This is a genomic window from Marinactinospora rubrisoli, assembly GCF_042664915.1.
In the GTDB taxonomy this organism is placed as follows: Bacteria; Actinomycetota; Actinomycetes; order Streptosporangiales; family Streptosporangiaceae; genus Marinitenerispora; species Marinitenerispora rubrisoli.
In genome coordinates, this window is sequence record NZ_JBHTBH010000001.1 from 153,606 (window position 1) to 176,800 (window position 23,195).

General features: G+C 73.0%; 22 protein-coding genes. 17 read left to right on the top strand and 5 right to left on the bottom strand.

What is annotated here, in order from left to right; genetic code table 11:
- The first annotated feature begins 367 nt into the window (after nt 1–367).
- From ACFQRF_RS00695 to ACFQRF_RS00720, 6 genes are all read left to right on the top strand, one after another.
- On the top strand, nt 368–1,846 hold the full coding sequence (locus tag ACFQRF_RS00695) for an aldehyde dehydrogenase (NADP(+)) (RefSeq protein ID WP_379868016.1): 1,479 nt from the start codon (nt 368–370) through the stop codon (nt 1,844–1,846).
- A gap of 124 nt (nt 1,847–1,970) precedes the next feature.
- A complete protein-coding gene (gene add, locus ACFQRF_RS00700) occupies nt 1,971–3,044 on the top strand; it encodes an adenosine deaminase (RefSeq protein ID WP_379868017.1) in 1,074 nt (357 codons plus the stop codon).
- 199 nt (nt 3,045–3,243) lie between these two features.
- Nucleotides 3,244–3,699, top strand: coding sequence for a Fur family transcriptional regulator (locus tag ACFQRF_RS00705; protein WP_379868018.1), 456 nt, complete (start codon nt 3,244–3,246; stop codon nt 3,697–3,699).
- Nucleotides 3,700–3,798: 99 nt separating this feature from the next.
- A complete protein-coding gene (locus tag ACFQRF_RS00710; protein ID WP_379868019.1) occupies nt 3,799–5,253 on the top strand; it encodes a catalase in 1,455 nt (484 codons plus the stop codon).
- Nucleotides 5,254–5,864: 611 nt separating this feature from the next.
- The gene (locus tag ACFQRF_RS00715) at nt 5,865–6,899 is read left to right on the top strand and encodes a chaplin family protein (protein ID WP_379868020.1); all 1,035 of its coding nucleotides are present in this window, start codon (nt 5,865–5,867) and stop codon (nt 6,897–6,899) included.
- A 182-nt stretch (nt 6,900–7,081) separates the two neighbouring features.
- Complete coding sequence (locus ACFQRF_RS00720; RefSeq protein ID WP_379868021.1) at nt 7,082–7,903, top strand: SURF1 family cytochrome oxidase biogenesis protein; 822 nt, start codon at nt 7,082–7,084, stop codon at nt 7,901–7,903.
- A gap of 19 nt (nt 7,904–7,922) precedes the next feature.
- On the opposite strand, the gene ACFQRF_RS00725 is transcribed toward ACFQRF_RS00720, so the two are convergent.
- Entirely contained in the window at nt 7,923–8,315 is a 393-nt protein-coding gene (locus tag ACFQRF_RS00725) for a YybH family protein (RefSeq protein ID WP_379868022.1), read from the bottom strand.
- Between the two features lie 64 nt (nt 8,316–8,379).
- Between ACFQRF_RS00725 and ACFQRF_RS00730 the strand changes: the two genes are divergently transcribed.
- Nucleotides 8,380–8,754 (top strand): winged helix-turn-helix transcriptional regulator, encoded by a 375-nt coding sequence (locus ACFQRF_RS00730; protein WP_379868023.1) that lies wholly within the window; start codon nt 8,380–8,382, stop codon nt 8,752–8,754.
- Nucleotides 8,755–8,796: 42 nt separating this feature from the next.
- Nucleotides 8,797–9,642: a class I SAM-dependent methyltransferase gene (locus ACFQRF_RS00735; protein WP_379868024.1), complete on the top strand. Its 846-nt coding sequence runs from the start codon at nt 8,797–8,799 to the stop codon at nt 9,640–9,642.
- Nucleotides 9,643–9,684: 42 nt separating this feature from the next.
- Here ACFQRF_RS00735 and ACFQRF_RS00740 read toward each other — a convergent pair whose 3' ends face one another.
- From ACFQRF_RS00740 to ACFQRF_RS00755, 4 genes are all read right to left on the bottom strand, one after another.
- Nucleotides 9,685–10,464, bottom strand: a complete 780-nt coding sequence (locus ACFQRF_RS00740; protein ID WP_379868025.1) for an ArsR/SmtB family transcription factor — start codon at nt 10,462–10,464, stop codon at nt 9,685–9,687.
- A gap of 119 nt (nt 10,465–10,583) precedes the next feature.
- On the bottom strand, nt 10,584–11,060 hold the full coding sequence (locus tag ACFQRF_RS00745; protein ID WP_379868026.1) for a Clp protease N-terminal domain-containing protein: 477 nt from the start codon (nt 11,058–11,060) through the stop codon (nt 10,584–10,586).
- 120 nt (nt 11,061–11,180) lie between these two features.
- Nucleotides 11,181–12,284: a hypothetical protein gene (locus ACFQRF_RS00750; protein WP_379868027.1), complete on the bottom strand. Its 1,104-nt coding sequence runs from the start codon at nt 12,282–12,284 to the stop codon at nt 11,181–11,183.
- A gap of 166 nt (nt 12,285–12,450) precedes the next feature.
- On the bottom strand, nt 12,451–13,155 hold the full coding sequence (locus ACFQRF_RS00755; RefSeq protein ID WP_379868028.1) for a class I SAM-dependent methyltransferase: 705 nt from the start codon (nt 13,153–13,155) through the stop codon (nt 12,451–12,453).
- Between the two features lie 113 nt (nt 13,156–13,268).
- Here ACFQRF_RS00755 and ACFQRF_RS00760 point away from each other — a divergent pair, with 113 nt between their 5' ends.
- The 9 genes from ACFQRF_RS00760 to ACFQRF_RS00800 all read left to right on the top strand — a co-directional run bounded on the left by ACFQRF_RS00760 (nt 13,269) and on the right by ACFQRF_RS00800 (nt 23,172).
- Complete coding sequence (locus ACFQRF_RS00760; RefSeq protein WP_379868029.1) at nt 13,269–14,210, top strand: SDR family NAD(P)-dependent oxidoreductase; 942 nt, start codon at nt 13,269–13,271, stop codon at nt 14,208–14,210.
- Between the two features lie 105 nt (nt 14,211–14,315).
- Complete coding sequence (locus tag ACFQRF_RS00765) at nt 14,316–14,579, top strand: phosphoribosyl-ATP diphosphatase (RefSeq protein WP_465262326.1); 264 nt, start codon at nt 14,316–14,318, stop codon at nt 14,577–14,579.
- Between the two features lie 84 nt (nt 14,580–14,663).
- The gene (gene hisG, locus ACFQRF_RS00770; protein WP_379868031.1) at nt 14,664–15,518 is read left to right on the top strand and encodes an ATP phosphoribosyltransferase; all 855 of its coding nucleotides are present in this window, start codon (nt 14,664–14,666) and stop codon (nt 15,516–15,518) included.
- A gap of 309 nt (nt 15,519–15,827) precedes the next feature.
- Nucleotides 15,828–16,847: a LacI family DNA-binding transcriptional regulator gene (locus ACFQRF_RS00775; protein ID WP_379868032.1), complete on the top strand. Its 1,020-nt coding sequence runs from the start codon at nt 15,828–15,830 to the stop codon at nt 16,845–16,847.
- 7 nt (nt 16,848–16,854) lie between these two features.
- Entirely contained in the window at nt 16,855–17,847 is a 993-nt protein-coding gene (locus ACFQRF_RS00780; protein WP_379868033.1) for a 2-hydroxyacid dehydrogenase, read from the top strand.
- Nucleotides 17,844–19,061, top strand: a complete 1,218-nt coding sequence (manD, locus tag ACFQRF_RS00785; protein WP_379868034.1) for a D-mannonate dehydratase ManD — start codon at nt 17,844–17,846, stop codon at nt 19,059–19,061. Before ACFQRF_RS00780 ends, manD begins: the two co-directional genes overlap by 4 nt.
- Before the next feature lie 4 nt (nt 19,062–19,065).
- Nucleotides 19,066–20,598: a mannitol dehydrogenase family protein gene (locus ACFQRF_RS00790; protein WP_379868035.1), complete on the top strand. Its 1,533-nt coding sequence runs from the start codon at nt 19,066–19,068 to the stop codon at nt 20,596–20,598.
- A 92-nt stretch (nt 20,599–20,690) separates the two neighbouring features.
- Nucleotides 20,691–21,749, top strand: a complete 1,059-nt coding sequence (locus tag ACFQRF_RS00795; protein ID WP_379868036.1) for an NAD(P)-dependent alcohol dehydrogenase — start codon at nt 20,691–20,693, stop codon at nt 21,747–21,749.
- Between the two features lie 55 nt (nt 21,750–21,804).
- Complete coding sequence (locus tag ACFQRF_RS00800; protein WP_379868037.1) at nt 21,805–23,172, top strand: MFS transporter; 1,368 nt, start codon at nt 21,805–21,807, stop codon at nt 23,170–23,172.
- The last annotated feature ends 23 nt before the right edge of the window (nt 23,173–23,195 follow it).

The window sequence follows — 23,195 nt, forward strand, 5'->3', positions numbered from 1 at the left end:
GGCGGCGGCGGGGTCGGGCGTGGCGACGCACCTGGCGCCGCCGGACTCCGCGGATCCGCCGGCGTCGCGGCGCGGAGCGGGTGCGGCGGAACCGCGGGAAGTCGTCGTCACGTTCCTATGATGCCTTTCCGAATTCATTTGCTTCCCGTACTGTTCCGGTTTTGGCCTGGTCAGCCGACCTGGACGCTGAATTGGCCACTTCCGGCCGTCCGGAGACGTTGGCGGCCACCCGGAACCGCGGGGCCATCGTTCCGCGCACTCCCCGTGGGAAGCGCTTTCCATGCCAGGATGCGAAATGGTTGGCTGGAGGAGCCTCCGTGCCGCGTGAACGGAGGACCAGAACGACCACCAATGGCTGGAGGCCGACGTGCTTGAACGTACCGCGATCCCCGACACCACCGAGGCCGAACTCGACCACGTGCTGACCGCGGCCGCAGCCGCCGCCCCCGCCTTCGGCGCCTTGCGACCGGGCGAGCGCGCGGCCATGCTGCGCGCGGCCGCCGACGCGCTGGACGCCGCGGCCGGTGAACTCGTGCCGATCGCCCAGGCGGAGAGCCGGCTGCCGGAGGCCCGGTGCCGCGGCGAACTCGGCCGCACCACGTTCCAGCTGCGGCTGTTCGCCGACGTGCTCGATGAGGGCGGCTACCTGGAGGTCACGGTCGACACCGCCGACCCCGACTGGGGGATGGGACCGCGCCCCGACGTCCGCCGGATGCTGGTTCCGCTCGGGCCGGTGGTCGTGTTCGGGGCGAGCAACTTCCCGTTCGCGTTCAGCACGGCGGGCGGTGACACCGCGTCGGCACTGGCCGCCGGCTGCCCGGTGGTGGTCAAGGCGCACCCGGGGCATCCCCGGCTGGCCGAGCGCACCGGCGCGGTGCTGACGCGGGCGCTGCGCGACGCCGGAGCGCCCGACGGCGTGTTCGCGGTGGTGTACGGCGAGGAGACCGGCCGGCGGGCCGTACTGCACCCGCGCACCGCCGCGGTGGGATTCACCGGCTCCATCCCCGGCGGCCGGGCGCTGCACGACCTCGCCGCATCCCGGCCGCACCCCATCCCGTTCTACGGCGAGATGGGCAGCGTCAACCCGGTGTTCGTGACGCGCGCGGCCGCGGCGGCCCGCGGGGCGGAGATCCTCGGCGGCTACCTGGACTCCTTCACGCTCGGCGCCGGCCAGTTCTGCACGAAGCCGGGCGTGCTCCTGGTACCGGAGGACACCCCGCTGGACGACCTCGTGGCGAACGCGGCCGGGCGTGCCGCGGCTCCGCTGCTCAACGCCCGGGTGGCCGCCGGTCACGCCGCCCGGCAGGGCGAGCTGGTCGACCATCCGGCGACCGAGGTGCTGGTGCTCGGCGCCGCCGGCGAGACGGGCTGGACGCCCACGCTACTGCGCACGGACGCCGAGGCGCTGCTCGCCCACCACGAGGCGCTGCTGGAGGAGTGCTTCGGCCCCACCTCGCTCGTCGTGGGCTACTCGGACGAGGAGCAGCTGGTGGCGGTCGCCGGTACCCTCCAGGGGCAGCTGACGGCGACGGTGCACGCCGAGCCTGCGGAGCCGGTGGCCGCGCGGCTGCTCCCGGTGCTCACCGAGCGGGCCGGCCGGGTGCTGTGGAACGGCTGGCCGACCGGAGTCTCGGTCACCCACGCGATGACGCACGGCGGACCGTACCCGGCGACCACCTCGGTGCTGCACACCTCGGTGGGGACCACGGCGATCCGGCGGTTCCTGCGCCCGGTGAGCTACCAGTCGGTGCCGCAGGAACTGCTCCCCGAGGCGGTCCGGGACGGCAATCCGCTGGATCTGCCGCGCCGGGTGAACGGCCGCTTGGAGACTCCACGGCGCGGCTGATCCGCCGCCCGCCGGGCCCGGCGCGCCCGGGTCCGGCCGGACACTCTCGCCATACTGACAAATTCACGTCAGAAATATGGCGAAGTGCTTGGCGTGACCCCGGCCTGATCACTAGCGTCACGGCATGACCGAAACCCCTCCCAACCCTGCCGCGACGGCGGAGGAGACCGCCGTGTCCGCCGTCGAGACCCTGATCCGCGACCTGCCCAAGGTGGAACTTCACGTCCACCTGGAAGGTTCGCTGCAGCCGGAGACGCTGCTGGACCTCGCCGCCCGGCACCGGGTGGCCGACATCCCCCGCACACTGGGCGAGATCCGCGACTGGTACGCCTTCCGTGACTTCCCGCACTTCATCGACGTCTACCTGACCTCCGTGCAGGCCCTGCGGGACGAGGAGGACTTCGCCCGGCTGACCCGCGACGTCGCCGGCCGGCTCGCCGCGCAGAACGTGCGGTACGCCGAGCTGCACGTGAGTCTCTACGCCCACCTCATGCGTGGCGTCCCCGCGCACGTGGTCTTCGCCGGCATCGAGGAGGCGCGCCGCGAAGCCGAGAGCCGGTACGGCATCCGGCTGCGGTGGATCCCGGACTTCCCCGGCGACTACGGAGTCGAGGCGGCCGAACAGACCCTGGAGGCGGTGCTGCGCGACGGTCCGGACAGCGTCGTCGGGTTCGGGGTCGGCGGCATCGAGGTGGACCGCGCGCCGTTCGCCGGGGTCTTCGAGCGCGCGCGGGCCGCCGGGCTGCACAGCCTGCCGCACGCGGGGGAGAACGGCGGGCCGGAACGCGTGTGGTCGGCGCTGCGGGACCTGCACGCCGAACGCATCGGCCACGGGATCGACAGCATGCGCGATCCGCGTCTGGTCGAGCACCTGGTGGAGACGCGCATCCCGGTGGACGTCTCGCCCACCTCCAACGTGTGCACCGGCGCGGTCGCGACCCTGGCCGACCACCCGCTGCCCGCGATGCTGGACGCCGGGCTGCTGGTGACCCTCAACACCGACGACCCGCCGATGTTCGGCACCGACCTGACCGGCGAGTACCGCGCCGCGCACCGGCTCGGGCTCTCGGGCGCCGACCTGGCCGGCCTCGCCCGCAACGGGGTGTCCGCCTCGTTCCTCCCGGCCGCGGACAAGCGGGCGCTCACCGCCGAGATCGACCGTGTCCTTGCGGCGTGGTCGGCGGACACGGCCGACTGACGCGCCGGCCCTCGCCGGGCTCGGCACCGGCTCTCGGGCGGAGCAGCGCCGTAGAGCCGGGGACGGCCGGGAAACGGGCGTCGGCAGGATTGCCGGGCCGCCTACCTGGGGATTCATGAGTCGACGCCGGTAGTCCGACACGTAAGCTGGATCTGTTCGTTTTCTTGAACAGATCCAGTTTGCGTTCTAGGGTGAGGGCATGGACGACGCCGCGAACCTCCGTTCGGCCGGGCTGCGGGTCACCGCCGCCCGGGTGGCGATCCTGGAGGCCGTCCGGGCCGGCGACCACCTGGACACCGAGCGCATCACGCGCGACGTCCGGGCCAGGGTCGGCCACGTCTCCACCCAGGCCGTGTACGACGCCCTCCGTGCGCTCACGGACGCCGGACTGGTGCGCCGGATCGAGCCCGCCAGCTCACCCGCGCGCTATGAGGCCCGGGTGGGGGACAACCACCACCACCTCGCCTGCCGGAGCTGCGGCGCCGTGGTCGACGTCGACTGTGTCGTCGGGGCGGCACCGTGCCTGCGGCCGGCCGACCGGCATGGATTCGTGGTGGACGAGGCCGAAGTGGTGTTCTGGGGCGTCTGTCCGGCCTGCCAGGCGAGGGGCGAGGAGCCGGCCGCGCGGACCGCCGCGCCCGGGGAGCCGTCCTGAGAGCGCCGGCTCCCGCGCTCGCCGGCCACACCGGGCCGACCGGTGCCGCGCAGTTCCCGACAAGGCCGGCTTCAAGCCGATTCCGAAAGGTGCGAGCAGTTGACTGAACGGGTTCCCCACACCACCGATGACGCCGGCATCCCGGCACCGAGCGACCAGTTCTCGCAGTCAGTAGGCCCCAACGGCCCGCTGCTGTTGCAGGACCACTACCTGATCCAGAAGATGGCGCACTTCAACCGCGAGCGGGTGCCCGAGCGGGTGGTGCACGCCAAGGGCGGCGGTGCCTACGGCGTTCTAGAGATCACCGAGGACGTCAGCCAGTACACCCGGGCCAGCCTGTTCCAGAAGGGCCGGCGGACCGATCTGCTGCTGCGCTTCTCCACCGTGGCCGGCGAACTCGGCAGCGCCGACACCGCGCGCGATCCGCGCGGCTTCGCGCTGAAGTTCTACACCGAGCAGGGCAACTACGACCTCGTCGGCAACAACACGCCGATCTTCTTCATCCGTGACCCGTCGAAGTTCTCCGACTTCATCCACTCCCAGAAGCGCCGCGCCGACAACCAGCTGCGCGACCACAACATGCAGTGGGACTTCTGGACGCTGCAGCCCGAGTCCGCGCACCAGGTGTCGTTCCTGATGACCGACCGCGGCACCCCGAAGAGCTGGCGGCACATGCACGGCTTCGGCAGCCACACCTTCCTCTGGTACAACGCCGCGGGCGAGAAGTTCTGGGTGAAGTACCACTTCAAGACCGAGCAGGGCGTGCAGAACCTGACCGCCGACGAGGCCAAGGCCATGGAGGCGCAGGACCCCGACGCGCACCGCCGGGATTTGTGGAACGCCATCAGGAAGGGCGACCACCCGTCCTGGAAGGTGAACGTGCAGATCATGCCGTTCGAGGACGCCGCCGACTACCGGTTCAACCCGTTCGACCTCACGAAGGTGTGGCCGCACGAGGACTACCCGGAGATCACCATCGGCCGGTTCACGCTGAACCGGAACCCGGAGAACTACTTCGCCGAGATCGAGCAGGCCGCCTTCGAGCCGTCCAACCTGGTGCCCGGCATCGGCATGAGCCCGGACAAGATGCTGCAGGGTCGGCTGTTCTCCTACCCGGACGCCCACCGCTACCGGATCGGGCCGAACTACCTGCAACTGCCGGTGAACCGCCCGGCCTCGCCGGTGCACAGCTACAACCGCGATGGCGCCATGGCCTACGTCAACGGCGGCGACCCGGTGTACGCCCCCAATACCGCCGGCGGCCCGGTCGCCGACCCGGAGCCGTTCAACGGTTCGGGGTACCACGTGGCCGGTGAGATCGTGCGTTCCGCCTACCAGCCGCACAAGGAGGACGACGACTTCTCGCAGCCGCGCGCCCTGTGGGAGAAGGTCCTCTCCGACTCCGACCGCGCCGGCATGGTGAGCAACATCGTCGGGCACGCCTCGGCGCCGGAGGTCACCGACGACATGAAGAAGCGCGTGGTGGAGTACTGGACGAACGTGCACCCGGACCTCGGGGGCGGCGTCGCCAAGGGACTGGGCGTGCAGGGGTAGGGGCACCTGGTGGCCGCCGGCCACTGAACCCCGGTTCGCTCACACCGGAGGCTCTCGGGCTCGGCCCCGGGCGGGATCGCGAATCCCACCCGGGGCCGACGCGTGTCCGGACGCGGGACAGGGCGGGATGCTCGCATATGGGGGATTCCGCCATTGATTTCGGTAATGGGGGACGTGGGGGTTTCACGAGCCTCTGAAGGTGATTCCCGGATTCGGGGTCCTGCTTTCTGGAGGTATTTACGAAGTGGCATCGTAATTCCGCGGCCGGAAAACAGGACAGGGTGCCCCCGTGCTGCTCGGAGGTCCCAAACGCCGCTGATCCCGGCGTTTCGGGTGCTGTTCTGTGGCGGGTGAGAAAACTGTCGCCGAAAATCGAGCGCGAGATCGGAAAGCTGCTAACGTAGCGGACCGTCGGCAGCCGTCGCGATTCACCGCCCCTTTTCAGGGTGCCCTGTGCCATGCGTCGGCTGATGCGGTCTCCGCTGCTGGTGGGAGGCTGGAATTCCCCCGCTCTCGACATGGCCCGCGAATCACTGAACCCGCTCGTGGTGGCGCTACGGCCTCAAGTTGTTACATCGCGTCATGCTGTCAGCGAAAGGTCATGCCTGAACATGCGTAAGAAGTTGTACTCCTCCGCGTCCGTCACGCTGCTGGCGGCGGGGCTCGTCGGCGGATTCGCCCCGTCCGCGTTCGCGGACCAGGACACGAGCGGCAACGGCAGCGTGCTGGGCGGCAACCAGATCAACGTTCCGGTGGACATCGAGGCGGACCTGTGCGGTAACGCCGTGGCCGCGCTGGGGATCTCCGGAGCCGAGTGCAGCGAGATCGCCAAGGTCCTCTACGCCGCGAGCGAGCAGGGCCAGGGCGGCCAGTACACGAGCGGGAACGGTTCCATCGCCGGCGGCAACCAGATCAACATCCCCGTGAACGTGGCGCTCGACCTCTGCGGCAACTCCATCGGGATCGCCGGCCTGTCCGGGGCCGACTGCTCCAAGGTGATCGAGGAGATCGCCGCGAGCGAGGAGAACGAGCAGTCCACCAGCGGGAACGGTTCCATCGCCGGCGGCAACCAGATCAACATCCCGGTGGACGTGGCGCTCGACGTGTGCGGCAACGCGATCTCGGTCCTCGGCGTCACCGGGGCGGACTGCGACAAGATCATCGAGACGATCCGCGACTCCGAGGGCAACGAGGGCGGGGAGACGTCCACCAGCGGTAACGGCTCCATCGCCGGCGGCAACCAGATCACGGTGCCGGCCGATGTCGCCGCCGACATCTGCGGCAACGCCGTCTCCGTCCTCGGCATGTCCGCCAGCGAGTGCATGGAGCACATCTCCGAGACCGGCCCCGAGGCGCCCGAGGCGCCCGGCGGCGGCGAGGAGCCGCCGCAGGAGCCGCGTGAGCCCGGCACCGAAGAGGACCCCGAGCCCACGCCCGGCACCGAGGAGCGCGAGACCCCCGAGGAGGACCAGCGTGCCGGCGGCGCGCCGGCCGACGACGCCAGGCCGGCCGGCGACCTGCCGGTGACCGGTGCGGCCCTCGGCGGTCTGGTCGCCGCCGCGGTCGCCGCCGTGGGCGGTGGCGCCATCGCGATGTTCGTCGCCCGCCGCCGCAGGACCGCGGCCGCCGCCGACGACGAATCCTGAGGCGGCCACCGCCCGGATCGGCACTGAGCGGCTGATCGGGCGACCGCCCCGGGCCCCCGGCGGCCACCGCCGGGGGCCCGTGATCCGCCCGGCCCCGGCCACTTCGGGGCTTCCTGACCAGGGAACTCGCCAATCCACGGGCCGATGACGGGTCGGTACCGGGATCTCGTAGCCTCGAATACGTGCTTCGGGTCCTGCTCTCCCGCCGGATGCTGGCGTTCCACGCGCTGGTGCTCCTGGCCGTGCCCTCGTTCATCTGGCTCGGCTTCTGGCAGTACGGGCGGTGGGAGGACAAGGCGGCCGCCGCGGCGCTGCAGGAGGCGAACATCGCCGCCGATCCCGTTCCGGTCGAGGAGCTGACCTCGGTCGGCACCGACGTACCCGGAGCGGACCGCTGGCGGGCGGTCACCGTCACGGGGCGCTACGACACCGAGCACGAGCTCCTGGTGCGGCACCGCAGCGGCTCCAGCGGTGTGGGCTTCTACGTGCTCACCCCCCTGGTCACCAGCGACGGCACCGCCGCGCTGGTGAACCGCGGCTGGATCGGCCTGCCGCCCACCGCCGGTGAGCGGCCCGACGTCCCGCCGCCGCCCGAAGGGCAGGTCACCGTCACCGGACGGCTGCAGTTCAGTGAGACGCCGGAGAACACCGGGATCCGGGAGCGGGACGGGCTGCCCGAGGGGCAGATCATGATCATCGAGGTGGCCGACATCGCCGCCGAACTGCCGTACCCCGTCTACGGCGGCTTCATCGAACTCACCGGGCAGGACCCCGCCGCCGACCCGGCGCCGGAACCGGTGCCGGCCCCGGACACCAACATGGGGATGAACCTGTCCTACGCCGTGCAGTGGTGGGTCTTCGCCGTCATCGCCGTCGCGGGCTGGTTCTTCCTGGTCCGCCGGGAGGTGCGGGACGCGGCGGAAGGCTCCGGCGGCTCGCCGGCCCCGGCTTCCGCCGGCAGCGCCACCACGGCACCCGCGCCCCCAGGCCCGGACCACGCCTGAGCCGCGCGGCGCCGCGCCCTCAGGCGGCCGTTCCGAACGGGTTGTCCACCGCGTACCGCCAGACGCCGTCGCCACCGCGGCGGACCACGTCGGTGGCGGTGCCGGTCAGCGCCACCCCGGCTCCATCGGGGCCGGTCCCGTGGATCCGCCAGTCGACGATCAGCAGCGCCGTGCCGCCGGTCCGGTACACGTGCCGAGCCCGCACCTCGATCGGCAGGCCCAGCGCCAGATGCCGCGACAGGGCGGTCCGCAGTGCGGCCCCCGCCGCCGGGGTCCCCGACTCGGGGATGAGGACCGCGTCCGGTTCGTACATCTCCAGCACACGGGTGACGTCGCCGCTGTTGAACCGCGCCGCGAACGCCGCGGGCACGTCCTCGGGACGTTCAGGGAGTGCGTCCGGCTCAGGTGGCATGACAGGGTTCCTCCGGGATCGTTGTGGGCGACCGGGCCGGAACCCGACGCTAGGAGGTGCTCTCGTGGCTCACCGAACGGTTGGTCACCCGCCGTCGCCCGGGCTGCCGGCCGACCCGCGGGCGGACGTCACGCGGCCGGACCCCCGCTGCCCGGTGGAGGTCACGCTCGCCGCGCTGCGCGGCAGATGGACGACGCTGGTCGTCCGCGAGCTGCTGCGCGGCCGGGAGAGCTTCTCCGACCTCGCCGCCGCGCTGCCGGACCTGTCGGCCAAGGTGCTCACGGACCGGCTGGCGCAACTGGTGGCGGCCGGTGTGGTCGACCGCCGCCGGGAGCCCGGGTGGCCGCCGCGGGTGCGTTACCGGCTCACCGAGCGCGGACGTGCTCTCGGGCCGGTGCTGCAGGCCCTCTGGGACTGGGGTGAGGGCGCCGCACGGTGACCGGCCGTCCCGGGAGTCCCCGCCCGCTGCGAGGATGGGGCCATGAGCGATGACCTTCCCTCCGCCGAGGTCGCGCGCGTCGCGCGGCGCCCCGCCGGGCCGGACGAGAGCGCCCGGGCCAGCCGGACGTGGTGGGAGCGCCAGGCCGACGAGTATCAGAGCGAGCACGGGACGTTCCTCCGCGACGCCGGCTTCGTCTGGGGGCCCGAGGGGCTGGACGAGGCGGCGGCGCACCTGCTCGGCGACCCGGCCGACCTGGCCGGCCGGCGCGTCCTGGAGGTCGGTTGCGGTGCGGGCCAGTGCGGCCGCTGGCTGCGGGCCCAGGGCGTGGCCGAGGTCGTCGGCGTCGACGTGTCGTACCGCCAGTTGCAGCACTCGCGGCGCATCGACGACGCCACCGGCGCCGCCCGGCCGCTCGCCGTCGTGCAGGCCGACGTCCAGCGGCTCCCGTTCGCCGACGCCGCGTTCGACGTCGTCTGCTCGGCGTACGGCGCCCTGCCCTTCGTGCCGGATGCGGCGGCGGCGCTCTGCGAGATCGCGCGAGTGCTGCGGCCGGGCGGCCGGCTGGCGTTCTCGGTCTCGCATCCGATCCGCTGGTGTTTCCCGGACGATCCGGGCGAGGCGGGGCTGACCGCACGCGACTCCTACTTCGACCGGCGCGGATACGTCGAGGAGGACGCCGAGGGGCGGGCGGTCTACGTGGAGCACCACCACACCGTCGGCGACTGGGTACGCGCGGTCGCGGCGGCGGGTCTGCGCCTCGTCGACCTGGTGGAACCGGAGTGGCCGGCCGGCCACGAGCGCACCTGGGGCGGCTGGAGCCCGTTGCGCGGCCGGATCATCCCGGGGACGGCGATCTTCGTGGCGGACCGCCCCCAGGCCGGGTGAGCGGGCGGCCCCAGGTCGCCAGGCGCGATCGGAGCCGGCCGGCTACCGCTCCGGGACCAGCCACGGCTCCTGCGGCAGGGGACTGCCCGTCTCGATGAAGGACTTGAGATTGGACAGCACCGCCGGCCACCCGTGCGCGGACCCGTCCCGTTCGGCCTGGTCGCGGTAGTTCTCCTCCGTCACGGTGAGCCGGACGATCTCACCGAACGACTCGATGTCGAAGGTGAGCCTGGAGGGACCGGTGGGGCGTTCCTCCCCCGGCCGGGCCGCCGTGAGTACCAGCCGCACGGGCGGCGAGCTCTCCACGACGGTGCCGACGACGTCGGCGGTCCGGGTGCCGTCCGTACGCCGGTGCTCCCACGAGGAGCCGGGCCGCCAGTCGGACACGTTGCGGTGCCCCCACCACCGTGCGGTCAGGTCGGCGTCGGTCAGGGCGTGCCACACCTTCTCGGGCGTGCTGTTGATATAGGTGACGTACACGAAATCTGGTATGTCGGTCATGTAAAGCTCCTCCGCTCGTTGCCGCACCGTGCTGAGTACCGTCAGGCGCGGGTGCTCGAACTTGTGGATCCACCGGTCCTGGATCTCACGGATCGGAACGGGGTTGAGGTAGTGCAGCTTCTCCCGGCCGCGCCGGACCGTGCTGATCAGGTTGGCCGCCTCAAGGACGCCCAGGTGCTGGGTCGCCGACTGGCGGGTCATGTCGAGCCGTTCGCACAGCTCGCCCAGTGTCTGCCCGTTGTCCTCGTGCAATTGGTCCAGCAGATAGCGCCGCGTCGGGTCGGCGAGCGCCCTGAAGACCTTCTCCATCTCTGTCGACACGCAGCATTATGCAGGTAAATGCCTGCATAATGTCAAGGGGGCCGCGACCATCCCGGTCGCGGCCCGTATGGCAGGACGGCCGCGGCCGTCCTGTCCCCCGTCGTGTCCCTGTAGCGTCCCTAGTCCCCCTGCGTCGCGCCGAGCCGCCGCTCCGCCGCCGTGCGCAGCGCCCGGACGTCCACGCCCGCATCGGTGAGGAGACGCCGCGCGGCGCCGTCCTCGGTGTCGAGCAGGGAGATCAGCACGTGACAGCTGCCGATCGACCGCTCGCGGCGGCCGACGGCGACGTGCAGCGCGCCCGCCAGGGAACGCTTGGCGGCCGGGGTGAACGGGCGGTGGCCGGAGCGGAGCGGCAGCCGGAGCACACCTCGGCGCGGCGGCGCCACGGCCGGGATGGGAAGGTCCTGGACCCGGGCGCGCAGGTCGGCGAGGGAGGCGCCGTGGTCCCGCAGCACCCCGCCGGCCGAGTCGTCCGGCTCGTTCAGCAGGCCGAGGAGCAGGTGAACATCATCGACGACACCGTGCGCCGCGCGCGCGGACTCGCCGCTGGCGTGGATGACGGTCTGCCGGGCGCCGGAGCTGAACCGTTCGAACATGGTTTGTCCCACCTCGTGTGAGTGCGAAGAACCGACGGAGTCAACATAAGTTGACTCCGTCGGTCTTGTCAATAAAAGTTGACGCACTCGCGTGCGGGCGCCTCCGCCGGCCGCGACGGCTCAGCCGGCGAGCACGGCGACGCTGGGAAGGTCGCGATGGCGGTGGTGCGCGTCCGCGATGGCGGCGAGGGCGGGGCGGCCGAGGGTGCGGTAGGCCATGGTCAGGAGTTCGCCGGCCTGCCGTTCCCGGTCCGGGTCGCTGCCGCTGGCCCAGTGCAGGTCGCGTCCCAGGACCAGGGCCTCGGCCGGATCGCCCGCTGCGCAGCGGCGCTTGGCCTCCGCCACCGCCGCATCGGTGGCGGACCGGTCGCCGGTCAAAACCCGCCAGAGGCCGGTGCAGAAGTCGTGGTCGTCCCAGAGCAGTTGCGGGGCTCGGTCCAGCGCCGTCCGGCCGGTGACGAGGGCCCCGGCGCCGTCCAGTGTGGCGATTCTTCGCGGGTCGCCGTGCGCCCGCAGTTCCCGTGGCAGCCGCTCCCAGTCGGCCCGGTGGTACGCCTCGCCCTCCGCGGTGACGTCGTCCGGTTCGAACGACACGAGGGTTTCGCGCAGCAGCCGCAGCCGGAAGGCGCGCGGGGCCCGATCAGGATTGAGCGGCCCGGTCGCGTCGGCGTCCTCGTCGCCGAGGTCGCGCCAGCGCCGTTCCAGGACTCTGCGCACCTCGCGCAGCGGGGTCCCGCCGGGGATCCCGACCCCGCCGCCGTCGTTGTTGTAGTAGCCCGCGACCCCGGTGCAGGTGCGGCCGTCGTCGAACCACAGCCCGAAGTGCAGGCCGTCGGTTCCGCCGTGCATGAAGGTGACGAACTCCGGTGGATCCCGGTAGTAGCGGCCGTGCACCCGTACGTCGAGGCCGGGCCGGGCCTCGCGATGCGGATCGTCGAACAGGTCCATGAGCCCGAACGGGTGCAGGTCGAGGTCCCGCATGGCCCGCTGTTCCTCGGGGGTCAGCGCCCGCAGGAAGGCCCGGAAGGTGAAGATCTCCTCGGGTAGCAGCATCCCCCAGTCGCGCTCGAACCGTGCCTCGACGGCCGGCCGCGCCCGCCGCACGTCCTCCAGCGCGGTCCGGTGGGAGCGCCGGCGGACGTCGTCGGGGGCGTTCCGCGCCTTCCACGCCCCGTAGTCGCGCGCCTCGGCCGCGCTGCTGTTTCTTCCGGCGGTGGGCTCCACGGTCGCTGACCTCCTCGACGGGCGACGGACGGGCACGCCACCGTAGCGGGCCGCGCGGACGGTCCGGTGCCCCGTCCGGGGCCGTCCGGGACTCCGAAGCGACCGAAGCCCCGTCGTCCGGTCGCTCGATGCCGTGGACGACGGGGTGATCAGGTGGTGTGCGGAGTCAGGACTCGGTGCCCTCCTCCGGCTTGCGCAGGTGGAAGATCCAGGCCGGCGGGATGTTGGCGAGGACGCGTTCGCGGCCGATCCCGTAACGGCGCACCCAGTCCTCGATCACCCAGCCGGACCGCACCTGGCGGAGGTAGTCCGCGCGCGGGGCGATGATCGCCTTGACCTGTTTCGTGTACAGGTAGCCGAAGAACGACAGGTGCCCGCCCGGGCGGAGCACGGCGAAGTAGTAGTCCAGGATCTCCTGGACCTCCTCGGCCGTGAAGTTGGCGAACGGCAGGCCGGAGACGATGACGTCGAAGCGCCGGTCGGTGCCGAGGTCGGTGACCAGGCTTTCGTGCACCGTGACGCGGTCGGCCACCGCCGACAGGTCCGGGTCGGTGCCGAGCAGGCCGCGCAAGTGCTCCGCGAAGCGCGGGTTGGGGTCCACCAAATCAAGGGTGTCGCCGGGGCGCATGTGCGCGGCGATCGCGCGGGAGACCGGTCCGGTGCCGGACCCCGCCTCCAGGATGGCGATCGGCGCGGTGGGGTCCGGGCGCTCGTCGACGAAGCGGTTGAGCGCGTGCGCGAGCGCCGGGCCGCTCGGTACCAGCGCGCCGGTGGCGCGGAACGTCTGCACGGCCTGGGTGACGAAGAGCCGCGCGTCCCGAAGGCGGCCGCCCGGGCCGTCGGGGGTGTGAGGGGACTGTGGGATTGCCATGCGGCGACGTTACCCGGAACCGGGCTAAGAAGGCGGTTAGCCGAGGTGGGACGTCCGGTCGCGGCGGGTACCGCCGAGAGTACGCGCCGGAGCGGAGCGATAGCATGCCGGCCATGAGCGGCAGCCAACGGCACCCCCGGACGGCCATGGTCACCGGCGCCTCCTCCGGTATCGGTGAAGAGTACGCCCGCCGGCTCGCCGAGCGCGGATTCGCCCTGGTCCTGGTCGCCCGCCGCGCCGACCGGCTGGAACGGCTCGCGGCCGAGCTGCGCGCCGATTACGGGGTCGACGTCACGGCCATGCCGGCCGATCTCGGCGACGAGGACGGACTCGCCGCGGTCGAGAGCCGGCTGCGGGATGACGGCGACGCGGCCCCGATCGACCTGCTGGTCAACAACGCCGGCCGCGGGCACGGCGGCGACCTGGCCGACCTCGACCCCGCGGCGATCGACGCGGTGATCGGGCTCAACGTGCGCGCGCTGGTGCGGCTGACCCGCGCGGTCCTGCCCGGCCAGATCCGGCGCGCGGAGCGGCGAGCCGTCGAGCGTCCGGAGCCGGCGGAGCGGCGAGTCGCCGAGCGTCCGGAGCCGTCGGCACCCCGGGCGTGGCCGTTCCGGGCCGGCGGTGGAGGGAAGCGAGGCGGTGAGCGCTCAGGCCCGATCGGGGTCCTCAACGTCGCCTCGGTGGCCGCGCTCCTCCCGGCCTCGCCCGGCGGCACCGTGTACGGCGCCAGCAAGGCGTTCGTCCGTAGTTTCAGCCACAGCGTCGCGGTCGAGGCCGCACCGCACGGGGTGACCGTCACCGTGGTGCTGCCCGGGTACGTGCGCACCGACATGACCGTCGCCGTGCAGCGGATGGGGCTCCCCGGGATCGCGTTCGTCGACAAGGAGCGCGTCGTCGTGGAGTCGCTGCGCGCCTGGGCCGCCGGTGCCAGCGAGGTCATCCCCGGCATGCCGTACAAGGCGGCCGGAGGACTGCTGCGGGTGGTCCCGGGCGAGTTGTTCCGGCAGGCCGTCCGCCGCCTCGGCATCCGCCGGATGGGAAACGGGGAGTGACCGCGGGCGATACCGGCATGGCGGCCGGATTCCCGGGGGTGTCCGGGCCTACTCTGGTCCGGGGTGCGCCTACCCTGGTAGGGCACCTCGTCTAGGAAAGTGATCATGAAGACCTTCGAAGAGCTGTTCGCCGAGCTGTCCGAGAAGGCCCACACCCGCCCCGAGGGATCGGGCACCGTCGTGGCCCTTGACGCCGGCGTGCACGCCATCGGCAAGAAGGTCGTCGAAGAGGCCGCCGAGGTCTGGATGGCTGCCGAGTACGAGTCCGACGAGCGCGCGGCGGAGGAGATCTCGCAGCTCCTCTACCACCTCCAGGTCCTGATGCTGGCCCGCGGCCTGCGACTGGAGGACGTCTACCAGCATCTGTAGGTCGACCCCGGCCTCTGTTCCGGGATCGACCATCGCCGTGGACGTCCGACGAGACCAAGCCGACGAGTGGGGGAACCGCCTCCGATGCCCGATCAACTCCGTATCGCCGTGCCCAACAAGGGCCAGCTCGCCGAACCCGCCAGCGCCATGCTCCGCGAGGCCGGCTATCGCCAGCGCAAGGACTCCCGGGATCTGGTCCTGGTGGACCCGGAGAACCAGACCGAGTTCTTCTTCCTGCGGCCCCGCGACATCGCCGTCTACGTCGGTGAGGGGATCCTCCAGGCCGGCATCACCGGCCGTGACATGCTCCTCGACTCCGGCGCGCCGGTGGAAGAGGTGCTGCCGCTCGGGTTCGGCGGCTCCACCTTCCGGTTCGCCGCCCGCGGCGCCGCCGGCCTGAAGGTCGAGGACCTCGCCGGCAAGCGGGTGGCCACGTCGTTCGCCGGTCTGCTGGGACGGTATTTGGCCGAACGCGGGGTCGACGCGCGGGTCATCCACCTCGACGGTGCGGTCGAGAGCTCGATCCAGCTCGGCGTCGCCGACGCCGTGGCCGACGTCGTCTCCACCGGGACCACGCTCCGCAACGCCGGTCTGGAGATCTTCGGGGACCCGATCCTGGAGTCCGAGGCCGTGGTGATCCGGCAGCGCGGCGCCGACGACGACCCGAAGGTCGAGCAGCTGCTCCGCCGGCTGCGGGGCGTCCTGGTGGCGCGGGACTACGTGATGATGGACTACGACGTGCACGCCGACCGGCTGGACGAGGCGGTAGCGCTGACGCCCGGCATGGAGGGCCCCACCATCTCGCCGCTGCACCGCGAGGGCTGGCTGGCGGTGCGCGCCATGGTGCCGCGGCGCTCGGCGCAGCGGATCATGGACGACCTGTGGGACATCGGAGCGCGGGCCATCCTCGTCACCGACATATACGCCTGCCGCCTGTAGCGGCCGAACCGAAGCCGAACCGCCGGACGGCCCGGTGGTGGGGACGTCCCCACCACCGGGCCGTTGCCGTGCCCGGCCCTGACGCGTCCCCGCGCGGTTCGCGGCCGGGCCGTGCCCTCCCTCCCGCGGACCTCGCCGCGCCGCGCCCGGGCGCCGGTCGGCCGGTCCGTGGCCGCCACGACAATCATCGTGTGACTCCATGTTGGGAAAAGAGAAGATCTTGACAATATTGCGCAACTTGTTCCACTCTCTTGGTGTGTCGGCGATCACGTGCGCCGCGGCCACGGGGACCACGGGAGAGGAGGCGAGATGACGGTCACGCTCACTGACGTGGCGAAATCCGCCGGAGTCGCCCTGTCGACCGCCTCCCGCGCCTTCACCGATCCGGAGCGCCTCGCTCCGGCAACATTGCGCAAGGTCTTGTCGGTGGCGCAGGAGCTCGGCTACCGGTCCCCGGCGAGCACCGGCGGCGGCCGCCCCATCGACGACGGCATCACCGTGGCGGTCGTCGTGCCGGACATCGCCAACCCGGTCTTCGGCGCGTTCATCAAGGCGGCGCAGGGCCAGGGCTGGCACCGGCGGCAGACCGTCGTGGTGGCCGACACCGACGGCGGCGCCGAACGCGAGCACGACGTCATCGAGCACCTCCGGACGCGGGTCGACGGCATCGTCGTCTGCTCGCCCCGCCAGCACGCCGAGCAGGTCCTGGAACTGTGCGGACCGGTCCCCGTGGTCCTGGTCAACCGGGAACTCCCGGGCGGCGACTGCGTGCTGAACGACGCCTCCGACGGCCTGCGCCAGACGCTGGACCACCTGGAGGCGCTCGGGCACCGCAGGCTCGCCTACGTCCAGGGCTCGCCGCGTTCGTGGTCCAACCAGCACCGCGTGGAGGTCATCAGCGCCCTCACCGCGGAGCGCGGCCTCGACCTCACGGTCCTCGGCTCGCAGGCCGAGACGGTCGACGGCGGTGTCGCCTCGGCCGCGAGCGTGGCGGCCAGCGGCGCTACCGCGGTGGTCGCCCACAACGACCTCGTCGCGCTCGGCATCATCCGCGGGGCGCGCGCCCTCGGGCTGGACGTGCCCGCGGACCTCAGCGTCGTCGGCATCGACGACGTCCCCGTGGCCGGGATCGGCTCCCCGCCGCTCACCAGCATCCGCACCCAGATGGCGCGCGCCGGCGCGCTCAGCCTCGACCTGGTGCACCGTGCGCTGTCCGGCGAACGCCGGACCCCGCGCACGGTCCGCCTCGCCACCCAGCTCGTCGTGCGCGGCTCCACCGGCCGCGTCCGCGCCCCTGACGGCGCCCGACCCGTGATCCCGACCCCCTGAGGACCTGATGAAGATCGTCATCGCCGACCCCAACCTGCACGCGGTGCGGGCCGAACTGGAACGGGCCCTGCCGAGCGGCGCGCGGCCGTCGTGGCACGGCACCGCCGACCCGGCGGCCGTCACCGCGGACCTCGCCGACGCCGAGGTGTTCGTGGGTTCCCGGTTCACCGCCGCCATGGCGGACGCGGCCCCGAGGCTGCGGCTGGTGCAGGTCGCCGGGGCCGGTGTGGACGGTGTCGACGCGGCGGCGCTGCCCGAGGGCGTGCGGGTGGCCAACACCTACCACCACGAGGACTCGATCGCCGAGTACGTGGTGGCCACGGCGGTCACCCTGCGCCGCGGGCTGGCCCGCCAGGACGCCGCACTGCGCGGCGGCCGCTGGGCGTCCCCGGTCCACGACCGCTCGCTGCCGCAGCCGCGCGCTCTCACCGGCGCGCGGGTCGGCTTCCTCGGGTTCGGCCACATCGGAGCGCGCACGTGGGAGCTGCTGCGGGCGTTCCGGGCCGTGGGCGCCGCGGTCACCCGGACCGGCACGGTCGACGCCGCCGCCACCGGCCTGGAGTGGGCCGGCGACCTCAGCGGCCTCGACCGGCTGCTGACCGAGTCCGAGCTTCTGGTGGTCTCGGTCCCACTGGACGGACGGACCCGGGGGATGATCGCGGCGCGGGAGCTGGCACTGCTGGGACCGGAGGCCGTTCTGGTGAACGTCGGCCGCGGGCCGGTCGTCGACGAGCACGCCCTCTATGCCGCGCTCCGCGACCGGCGGCTGGCCGGGGCGGCCATCGACGTCTGGTACCGGTACCCGGCCCCGGGCGGCGACCCCGCCGCGGCGGTTCCGCCCGCCACCGCGCCGTTCCACGAACTGGACACCGTCCTCATGACCCCGCACATCTCCGGGGTCACCCGCGACACCTTCCTCGGCCGTGCCGCCGACATCGCCGCCAACATCACCCGCCTCTCCGCGGGGGAGCCGCTCCGCAACGTCGTGGAGGCCCGATGAGCGACCGCATCGTGGGCGCCGAGGTCATCCTCACCAGCCCCACCCGCAACTTCGTCACCCTGAAGGTCACCACCGACGACGGGGTCGTCGGCTACGGCGACGCGACCCTGAACGGGCGGGAACTCGCCGTCGCCTCCTACCTGCGCGACCACGTCGCCCCCCTGCTGATCGGCCGCGACGCCCGGCGGATCGAGGACACCTGGCAGTACCTGTACCGGGGCGGCTACTGGCGGCGCGGACCGGTCACCATGGCCGCCATCGGCGCCGTGGACGTGGCACTGTGGGACATCAAGGGCAAGACGCTCGGCCAGCCCGTCTACCAGCTGCTCGGCGGCGCGGTCCGCGACCGCGTCCTCGGCTACACCCACGCCACCGGCTGGGAACTGCCCGCCCTCCTCGACTCGGTGCGCGAGCGGACCGAGCGCGGCTTCCAGGCGGTCCGCGCCCAGATGGGCGTGCCCGGTCTGGACACCGTCTACGGCGTGTTCCGCGACGCGCGGGCCTACGAGCCCGCCGGCCGGGGCGCCGCTCCGGTCGAGGAGGTCTGGGACACCGACGCCTACCTGCGCGCCGCGCCCGAGGTCCTGGCCGGGCTGCGCGCCGAGGTCGGCCCGGAGCTGAAGCTGCTGCACGACGCCCACCACCGGCTCACCCCGCAGCAGGCAGCCCGACTCGGCCGGGCGCTGGAGCCCGTCGACCTGTTCTGGCTGGAGGACGTCACCCCCGCCGAGAACCAGGAGGCACTGCGGCTGGTGCGCCGGCACACCACGGTGCCGCTGGCCCTCGGAGAGGTGTTCAACACCGTCTGGGACTGCCAGCGGCTCGTCACCGAGCAGCTCATCGACTTCGTGCGCACCTGCGTCTCGCACGCGGGCGGCATCAGCCACCTGCGCCGCATCCTCCAGCTCGCCGAGCTGTACCAGGTGCGCGGTGCGCCGCACGGCCCGTCCGACGTCTCCCCGGTGGCGCTCGGCGCCTCGCTGCACGTGGGCCTGGCCACGCCGAACTTCGCCATCCAGGAGTACATGGGCTACGACCCCCTGGTGCACGAGGTGTTCCCGCACGCGTGGGCCTACGCCGACGGCCACCTGACCCCCGGCGACGCGCCGGGGATCGGCGTCGGCCTCGACGAGGAACTCGCCGCGCGCTTCCCCTACGAGCCCGCCTACCTTCCCGTCGCGCGCCGCCGCGACGGCTCGATGACGGACTGGTGAGACCGTGACCACCCTGCCGCAGCCGATCAGCGCCGCCACCCTGCCCGCGAGCGTGCGCGGCCACCACCGCACCGGCCTGGAGACCGGCCTGGTCCACCTGGGCCTGGGCAACTTCCACCGCGCGCACCAGGCCGTGTACACCGCGGCCGCTCTGGCCGAGGAGGACGGGCCATGGGGCGTGCACGCCTTCGCCACCCGCTCCCGCGCGGTCGTGGCCGCGCTGCGGGACCAGGACCTGCTCAGCACCGTCGTGGAACTCGCGCCCGGGAGCACCGCCGTGACCGCCCCCGCCGTGCACACCCGGGCGGACGTCGCCGCGGACGACCCCGGCCTGGTCGTCGCCGCCATCGCGGAGCGGCGGACGCGGGTCGTCACGCTCACCGTGACCGAGAACGGCTACACCTACGCCCCGGCCACGCACCGGCTCGACCTGGACGACCCCCGGGTGCGCCAGGACCTCCGGGACGGCGGCGCCCCGGTCACCGTGATCGGGCAGCTGGTGCGCGGACTGCAGCAGCGGCTCCGGCGGCACGGAGCCCCGGTCACCATCCTGAGCTGCGACAACCTGTCCGGCAACGGCGAACACACCGCCCGCCTCGTGCGCGAGTTCACCGCGGAGCTCCCCGCGGCGGAGCAGGCCGAGCTGCTGCCCTGGCTCGACGAGGCGGTGACCTTCCCGTCGTCGATGGTCGACCGCATCGTGCCCGCCACCACCGACGCGCACCGCGCGACGGTCGCCCGCCGCCTCGGGCTGCGCGACCGCGTGCCGGTGCCGGCCGAACCCTTCAGCATGTGGGTGATGGAGGAGGCGTTCGCGGCCGGCCGGCCCCGCTGGGAGGCGGGAGGGGCGCTGTTCACCGACCACGTCGAACCCTACGAGCTGCTCAAACTCCGGCTGCTGAACGGGACGCACTCCCTGATCGCCTACCTGGGGGCGCTGTCCGGGGCGGCCACCATCCCCGACGCCGTCGCCCGGCCGTTCGTCGAACGCGCAGCCCGCGCCGTCCTGCACGACGAGTACGCGCCCACGCTCGCCGTCCCCGACGGCGTCGACCTCGACCGCTACGTCGCCCAGCTGTTCGACCGCTGGGCCAACACCGCCCTCGGGCACCGCACCAGCCAAGTGGGCAGCGACGGGTCGGTGAAGCTGGCCCAGCGGGTCCCCGAGCCGGCCCTGTTCCACCTCGCGAACGGCCGGATCCCGCAGCACCTCGCGCTGACCGTCGCCGCCTACCTCTGCTGCCTCGCACCGCGGCCCGGAGCCGACCCCGGCCCGCACGCCGCCACCATGAGCGACCCGGCCCGCGACCGGCTCGCCGAACGGTCCGCCCGCACCGCGTCCACCCGCGCGTTCGTCGCCGGCGTCCTCGCGGAGGACCACCTGCTCACCCCGGACGTGGGGGCGGACAGCGCCTTCGTCCACCGGGTCGCCGAACTCGTCGACGTGATCACCGCACACGGCCCCGAGGCCGCCGCCGCCGAGGCGGCCGCCGGCGCGGCCACCGCCACCGCCAGGTCCACGGCCAACCGCACCTGAGCGCCCCGCCGGAGCCCGCACCCGGGCTCCGGCTCCCCGCACCGGCCGATTCCGCGCCGGCCCGCCGACCAGGAAGAACGAGGACGAACGCCATGTCCTTGGCACCCCATGCCCAGAACCAGACCCGCGGGGCCGTCCTGCACGCCGCCGGCGACATCCGCGTCGAGGACGTGCCACTGCCGCCGCTGACCGGCGACGCGGTCCTCGTCGCCGTCGAGGCGGTCGGCGTCTGCGGCTCCGACCTGCACTACTTCGCCTCCGGGCGCAACGGCGCGAACGTCCTGCGCCGGCCCACCGTCCTCGGCCACGAGGCCGCCGGCACCGTGGTGGCGGCCGGCCCGCAGGCGCGCACCCCGGTCGGTGCCCGGGTCGCGGTGGAACCCGCGGTCGGCTGCGGGACCTGCGCCGGCTGCCGGGAGGGCGACTACAACGTCTGCCCGAACGGCACCTGCCTGGGCTCACCGCCCACCCACGGCGCCTTCGCCGAACACGTGGCCGTCCCCGACCGGGCCGTCCACCCGCTACCCGACGGCATCGACACCGAGGCCGGAGCCCTGATCGAACCGCTCGCCGTCGCCGTGTGGGCGGTCCGCCGGGCGGACGTGCGCCCCGGACACCGGGTGCTCATCACCGGAGCGGGCCCGATCGGCCTGCTCGTCGCCCAGGTCGCCGCCGCGGCGGGGGCCACCGAAGTCGTCGTGACCGACGTCAACGACACCCGGCTCGCCGCGGCCCGCCGGATCGGCGGTACGGCCGGGCCTGCCCTCACCACCCTCAACACCGCCTGGGACCCGCTGGAGCTCACCGGCGTGGACCGGCTCATCGAGTGCTCCGCCCATCCGCCCGCGCTGTGGCAGGCGCTACGCACCCTGCGCCCCCGGGCGCGCGCGGTCGTCGTCGGCCAGGCGCCGCCCAGCGTGGACGGGCTGCCGCTGGCCCACCTGCAGCGCTGGGAGATCGATCTCGTGACCGCCTTCCGTTACGCGCACGCCTTCCCCACCGCGATCTCGCTCGTCGCCACCGGCCGGGTCGACACCGCCGCCCTGATCACCGGCCGGTTCGGACTGGACCGCACCGCCGAGGCCCTCACCGCCGCGACGGGCGACCCGGCCCACCTCAAGGTGCTGGTCCGCCCGCACGACGCCCCCTGACCGTCCGCCCCGCTCCACCCGGCGTCCAGCCGGGACCGATCCCGTGGAGGGACCCATGAGCCAATCCGCCTCCCGACCCGCTCCACCGCCCGAACCGGCCGCTCCGGCGGCGCGGCCCGAAGCCGATCCGCGCGCCATCCGCCGCGCGGCCTGGGCCGGTTTCGTCGGCACCACGCTCGAACAGTACGACTTCGTCATCTACGGCACCGCCTCCGCGCTGGTCTTCAGCCAGCTCTTCTTCCCCAACATCTCCCCGGCGGCCGGAATCCTGGCGAGCTTCAGCGCCTACGCCGTCGGCTTCGCCGCCCGGCCCCTCGGCGGGCTGTTCTTCTCGCGGTACGGCGACCGGCTGGGACGCAAGTGGATCCTCGTCGCCACCCTGCTGCTCATGGGCGGCTCGACGCTGCTCATCGGGCTGCTGCCCACCTATCAGCAGATCGGGATCACCGCGCCGGTGCTGCTCGTCGCCTGCCGCTTCCTCCAGGGGTTCGGCGCGGGGGCCGAGCAGTCCGGCGGCGCGACACTGCTCACCGAGACCGCGCGCACCGGCCGGCGCGGCCGGCTCGCCTCCGTGGTGATGATCGGCGCGGCACTGGGCACCGCGCTGGGCGCCGTCGCGTGGATCCTGGTGCAGCTGCTGCCGGACGAGCAGGTCATGTCGTGGGGATGGCGGCTGGTCTTCCTCAGCAGCATCGTGGTCACGATCGCCGCCATGGTGATCCGCCGCAAGCTCAATGAGAGCCCGGTGTTCGAGGACCTCAAGGAGCAGCGGAAGGCGCCGGCGACGCCGGTCCGCGACGTCCTCCGGTACGGCCGCCGGCCGATGCTCCTGGTGCTGTTCATGAACGTCGGCATCAGCGCCCAGTCCTACACCTACCAGGTGTTCATGGCCTCCTACCTGATCACCGTGGTCGGCACCGACCCCGACCTGGTGCCGAAGGTGCTGCTCATCGGCGCCCTGTGCGGCGGGGTCGCCGCGTTCGGGTTCGGCGTGCTGTCCGACCGGCTCGGCCGCCGCCCCGTCTACACCGCCATCCTGACGGCGCTCGTGGTGCTGCCGGCGCCCTCGTTCGTCGCCCTGAACACGGGGTCGACGCTCGCCATCGTGGTCGTCATCATCCTCGGCTTCGTGCTGGCCGGGCAGGGGGCGGTCGGCGTGCAAATGAGCTACTTCCCGGAGATGTTCGGCACCCGGTACCGCTACGCCGGTGTGACGCTGGGGCGCGAGTTCTCCTCCGTCATCGGGGGCGGGGTGGCGCCGCTGATCTGCACGGCGCTGCTCACCGCGTTCGCCGAGTCCTGGGTGCCGGTCGCGGTGTACATGATGCTCGTCATGGCGGTGAGCCTGGTCGCCACGCGGATGGCGCCGGAGACCCGCGACCGCGACCTCACCGTGCTGGAGGACGCCGGCGCGCCGCGGTGAGCGGACGGCGCGCGAGGCGGCCG

Coding starts and splice junctions, on each gene's coding strand:
- add (WP_379868017.1), top strand. CDS start 1,971: ATGACCGAAACCCCTCCCAACCCTGCCGCGACGGCGGAGGAGACCGCC.
- ACFQRF_RS00705 (WP_379868018.1), top strand. CDS start 3,244: ATGGACGACGCCGCGAACCTCCGTTCGGCCGGGCTGCGGGTCACCGCC.
- ACFQRF_RS00715 (WP_379868020.1), top strand. CDS start 5,865: ATGCGTAAGAAGTTGTACTCCTCCGCGTCCGTCACGCTGCTGGCGGCG.
- ACFQRF_RS00725 (WP_379868022.1), bottom strand. CDS start 8,315: ATGCCACCTGAGCCGGACGCACTCCCTGAACGTCCCGAGGACGTGCCC.
- ACFQRF_RS00735 (WP_379868024.1), top strand. CDS start 8,797: ATGAGCGATGACCTTCCCTCCGCCGAGGTCGCGCGCGTCGCGCGGCGC.
- ACFQRF_RS00745 (WP_379868026.1), bottom strand. CDS start 11,060: ATGTTCGAACGGTTCAGCTCCGGCGCCCGGCAGACCGTCATCCACGCC.
- ACFQRF_RS00755 (WP_379868028.1), bottom strand. CDS start 13,155: ATGGCAATCCCACAGTCCCCTCACACCCCCGACGGCCCGGGCGGCCGC.
- ACFQRF_RS00760 (WP_379868029.1), top strand. CDS start 13,269: ATGAGCGGCAGCCAACGGCACCCCCGGACGGCCATGGTCACCGGCGCC.
- ACFQRF_RS00765 (WP_465262326.1), top strand. CDS start 14,316: ATGAAGACCTTCGAAGAGCTGTTCGCCGAGCTGTCCGAGAAGGCCCAC.
- hisG (WP_379868031.1), top strand. CDS start 14,664: ATGCCCGATCAACTCCGTATCGCCGTGCCCAACAAGGGCCAGCTCGCC.
- ACFQRF_RS00775 (WP_379868032.1), top strand. CDS start 15,828: ATGACGGTCACGCTCACTGACGTGGCGAAATCCGCCGGAGTCGCCCTG.
- ACFQRF_RS00780 (WP_379868033.1), top strand. CDS start 16,855: ATGAAGATCGTCATCGCCGACCCCAACCTGCACGCGGTGCGGGCCGAA.
- manD (WP_379868034.1), top strand. CDS start 17,844: ATGAGCGACCGCATCGTGGGCGCCGAGGTCATCCTCACCAGCCCCACC.
- ACFQRF_RS00795 (WP_379868036.1), top strand. CDS start 20,691: ATGTCCTTGGCACCCCATGCCCAGAACCAGACCCGCGGGGCCGTCCTG.
- ACFQRF_RS00800 (WP_379868037.1), top strand. CDS start 21,805: ATGAGCCAATCCGCCTCCCGACCCGCTCCACCGCCCGAACCGGCCGCT.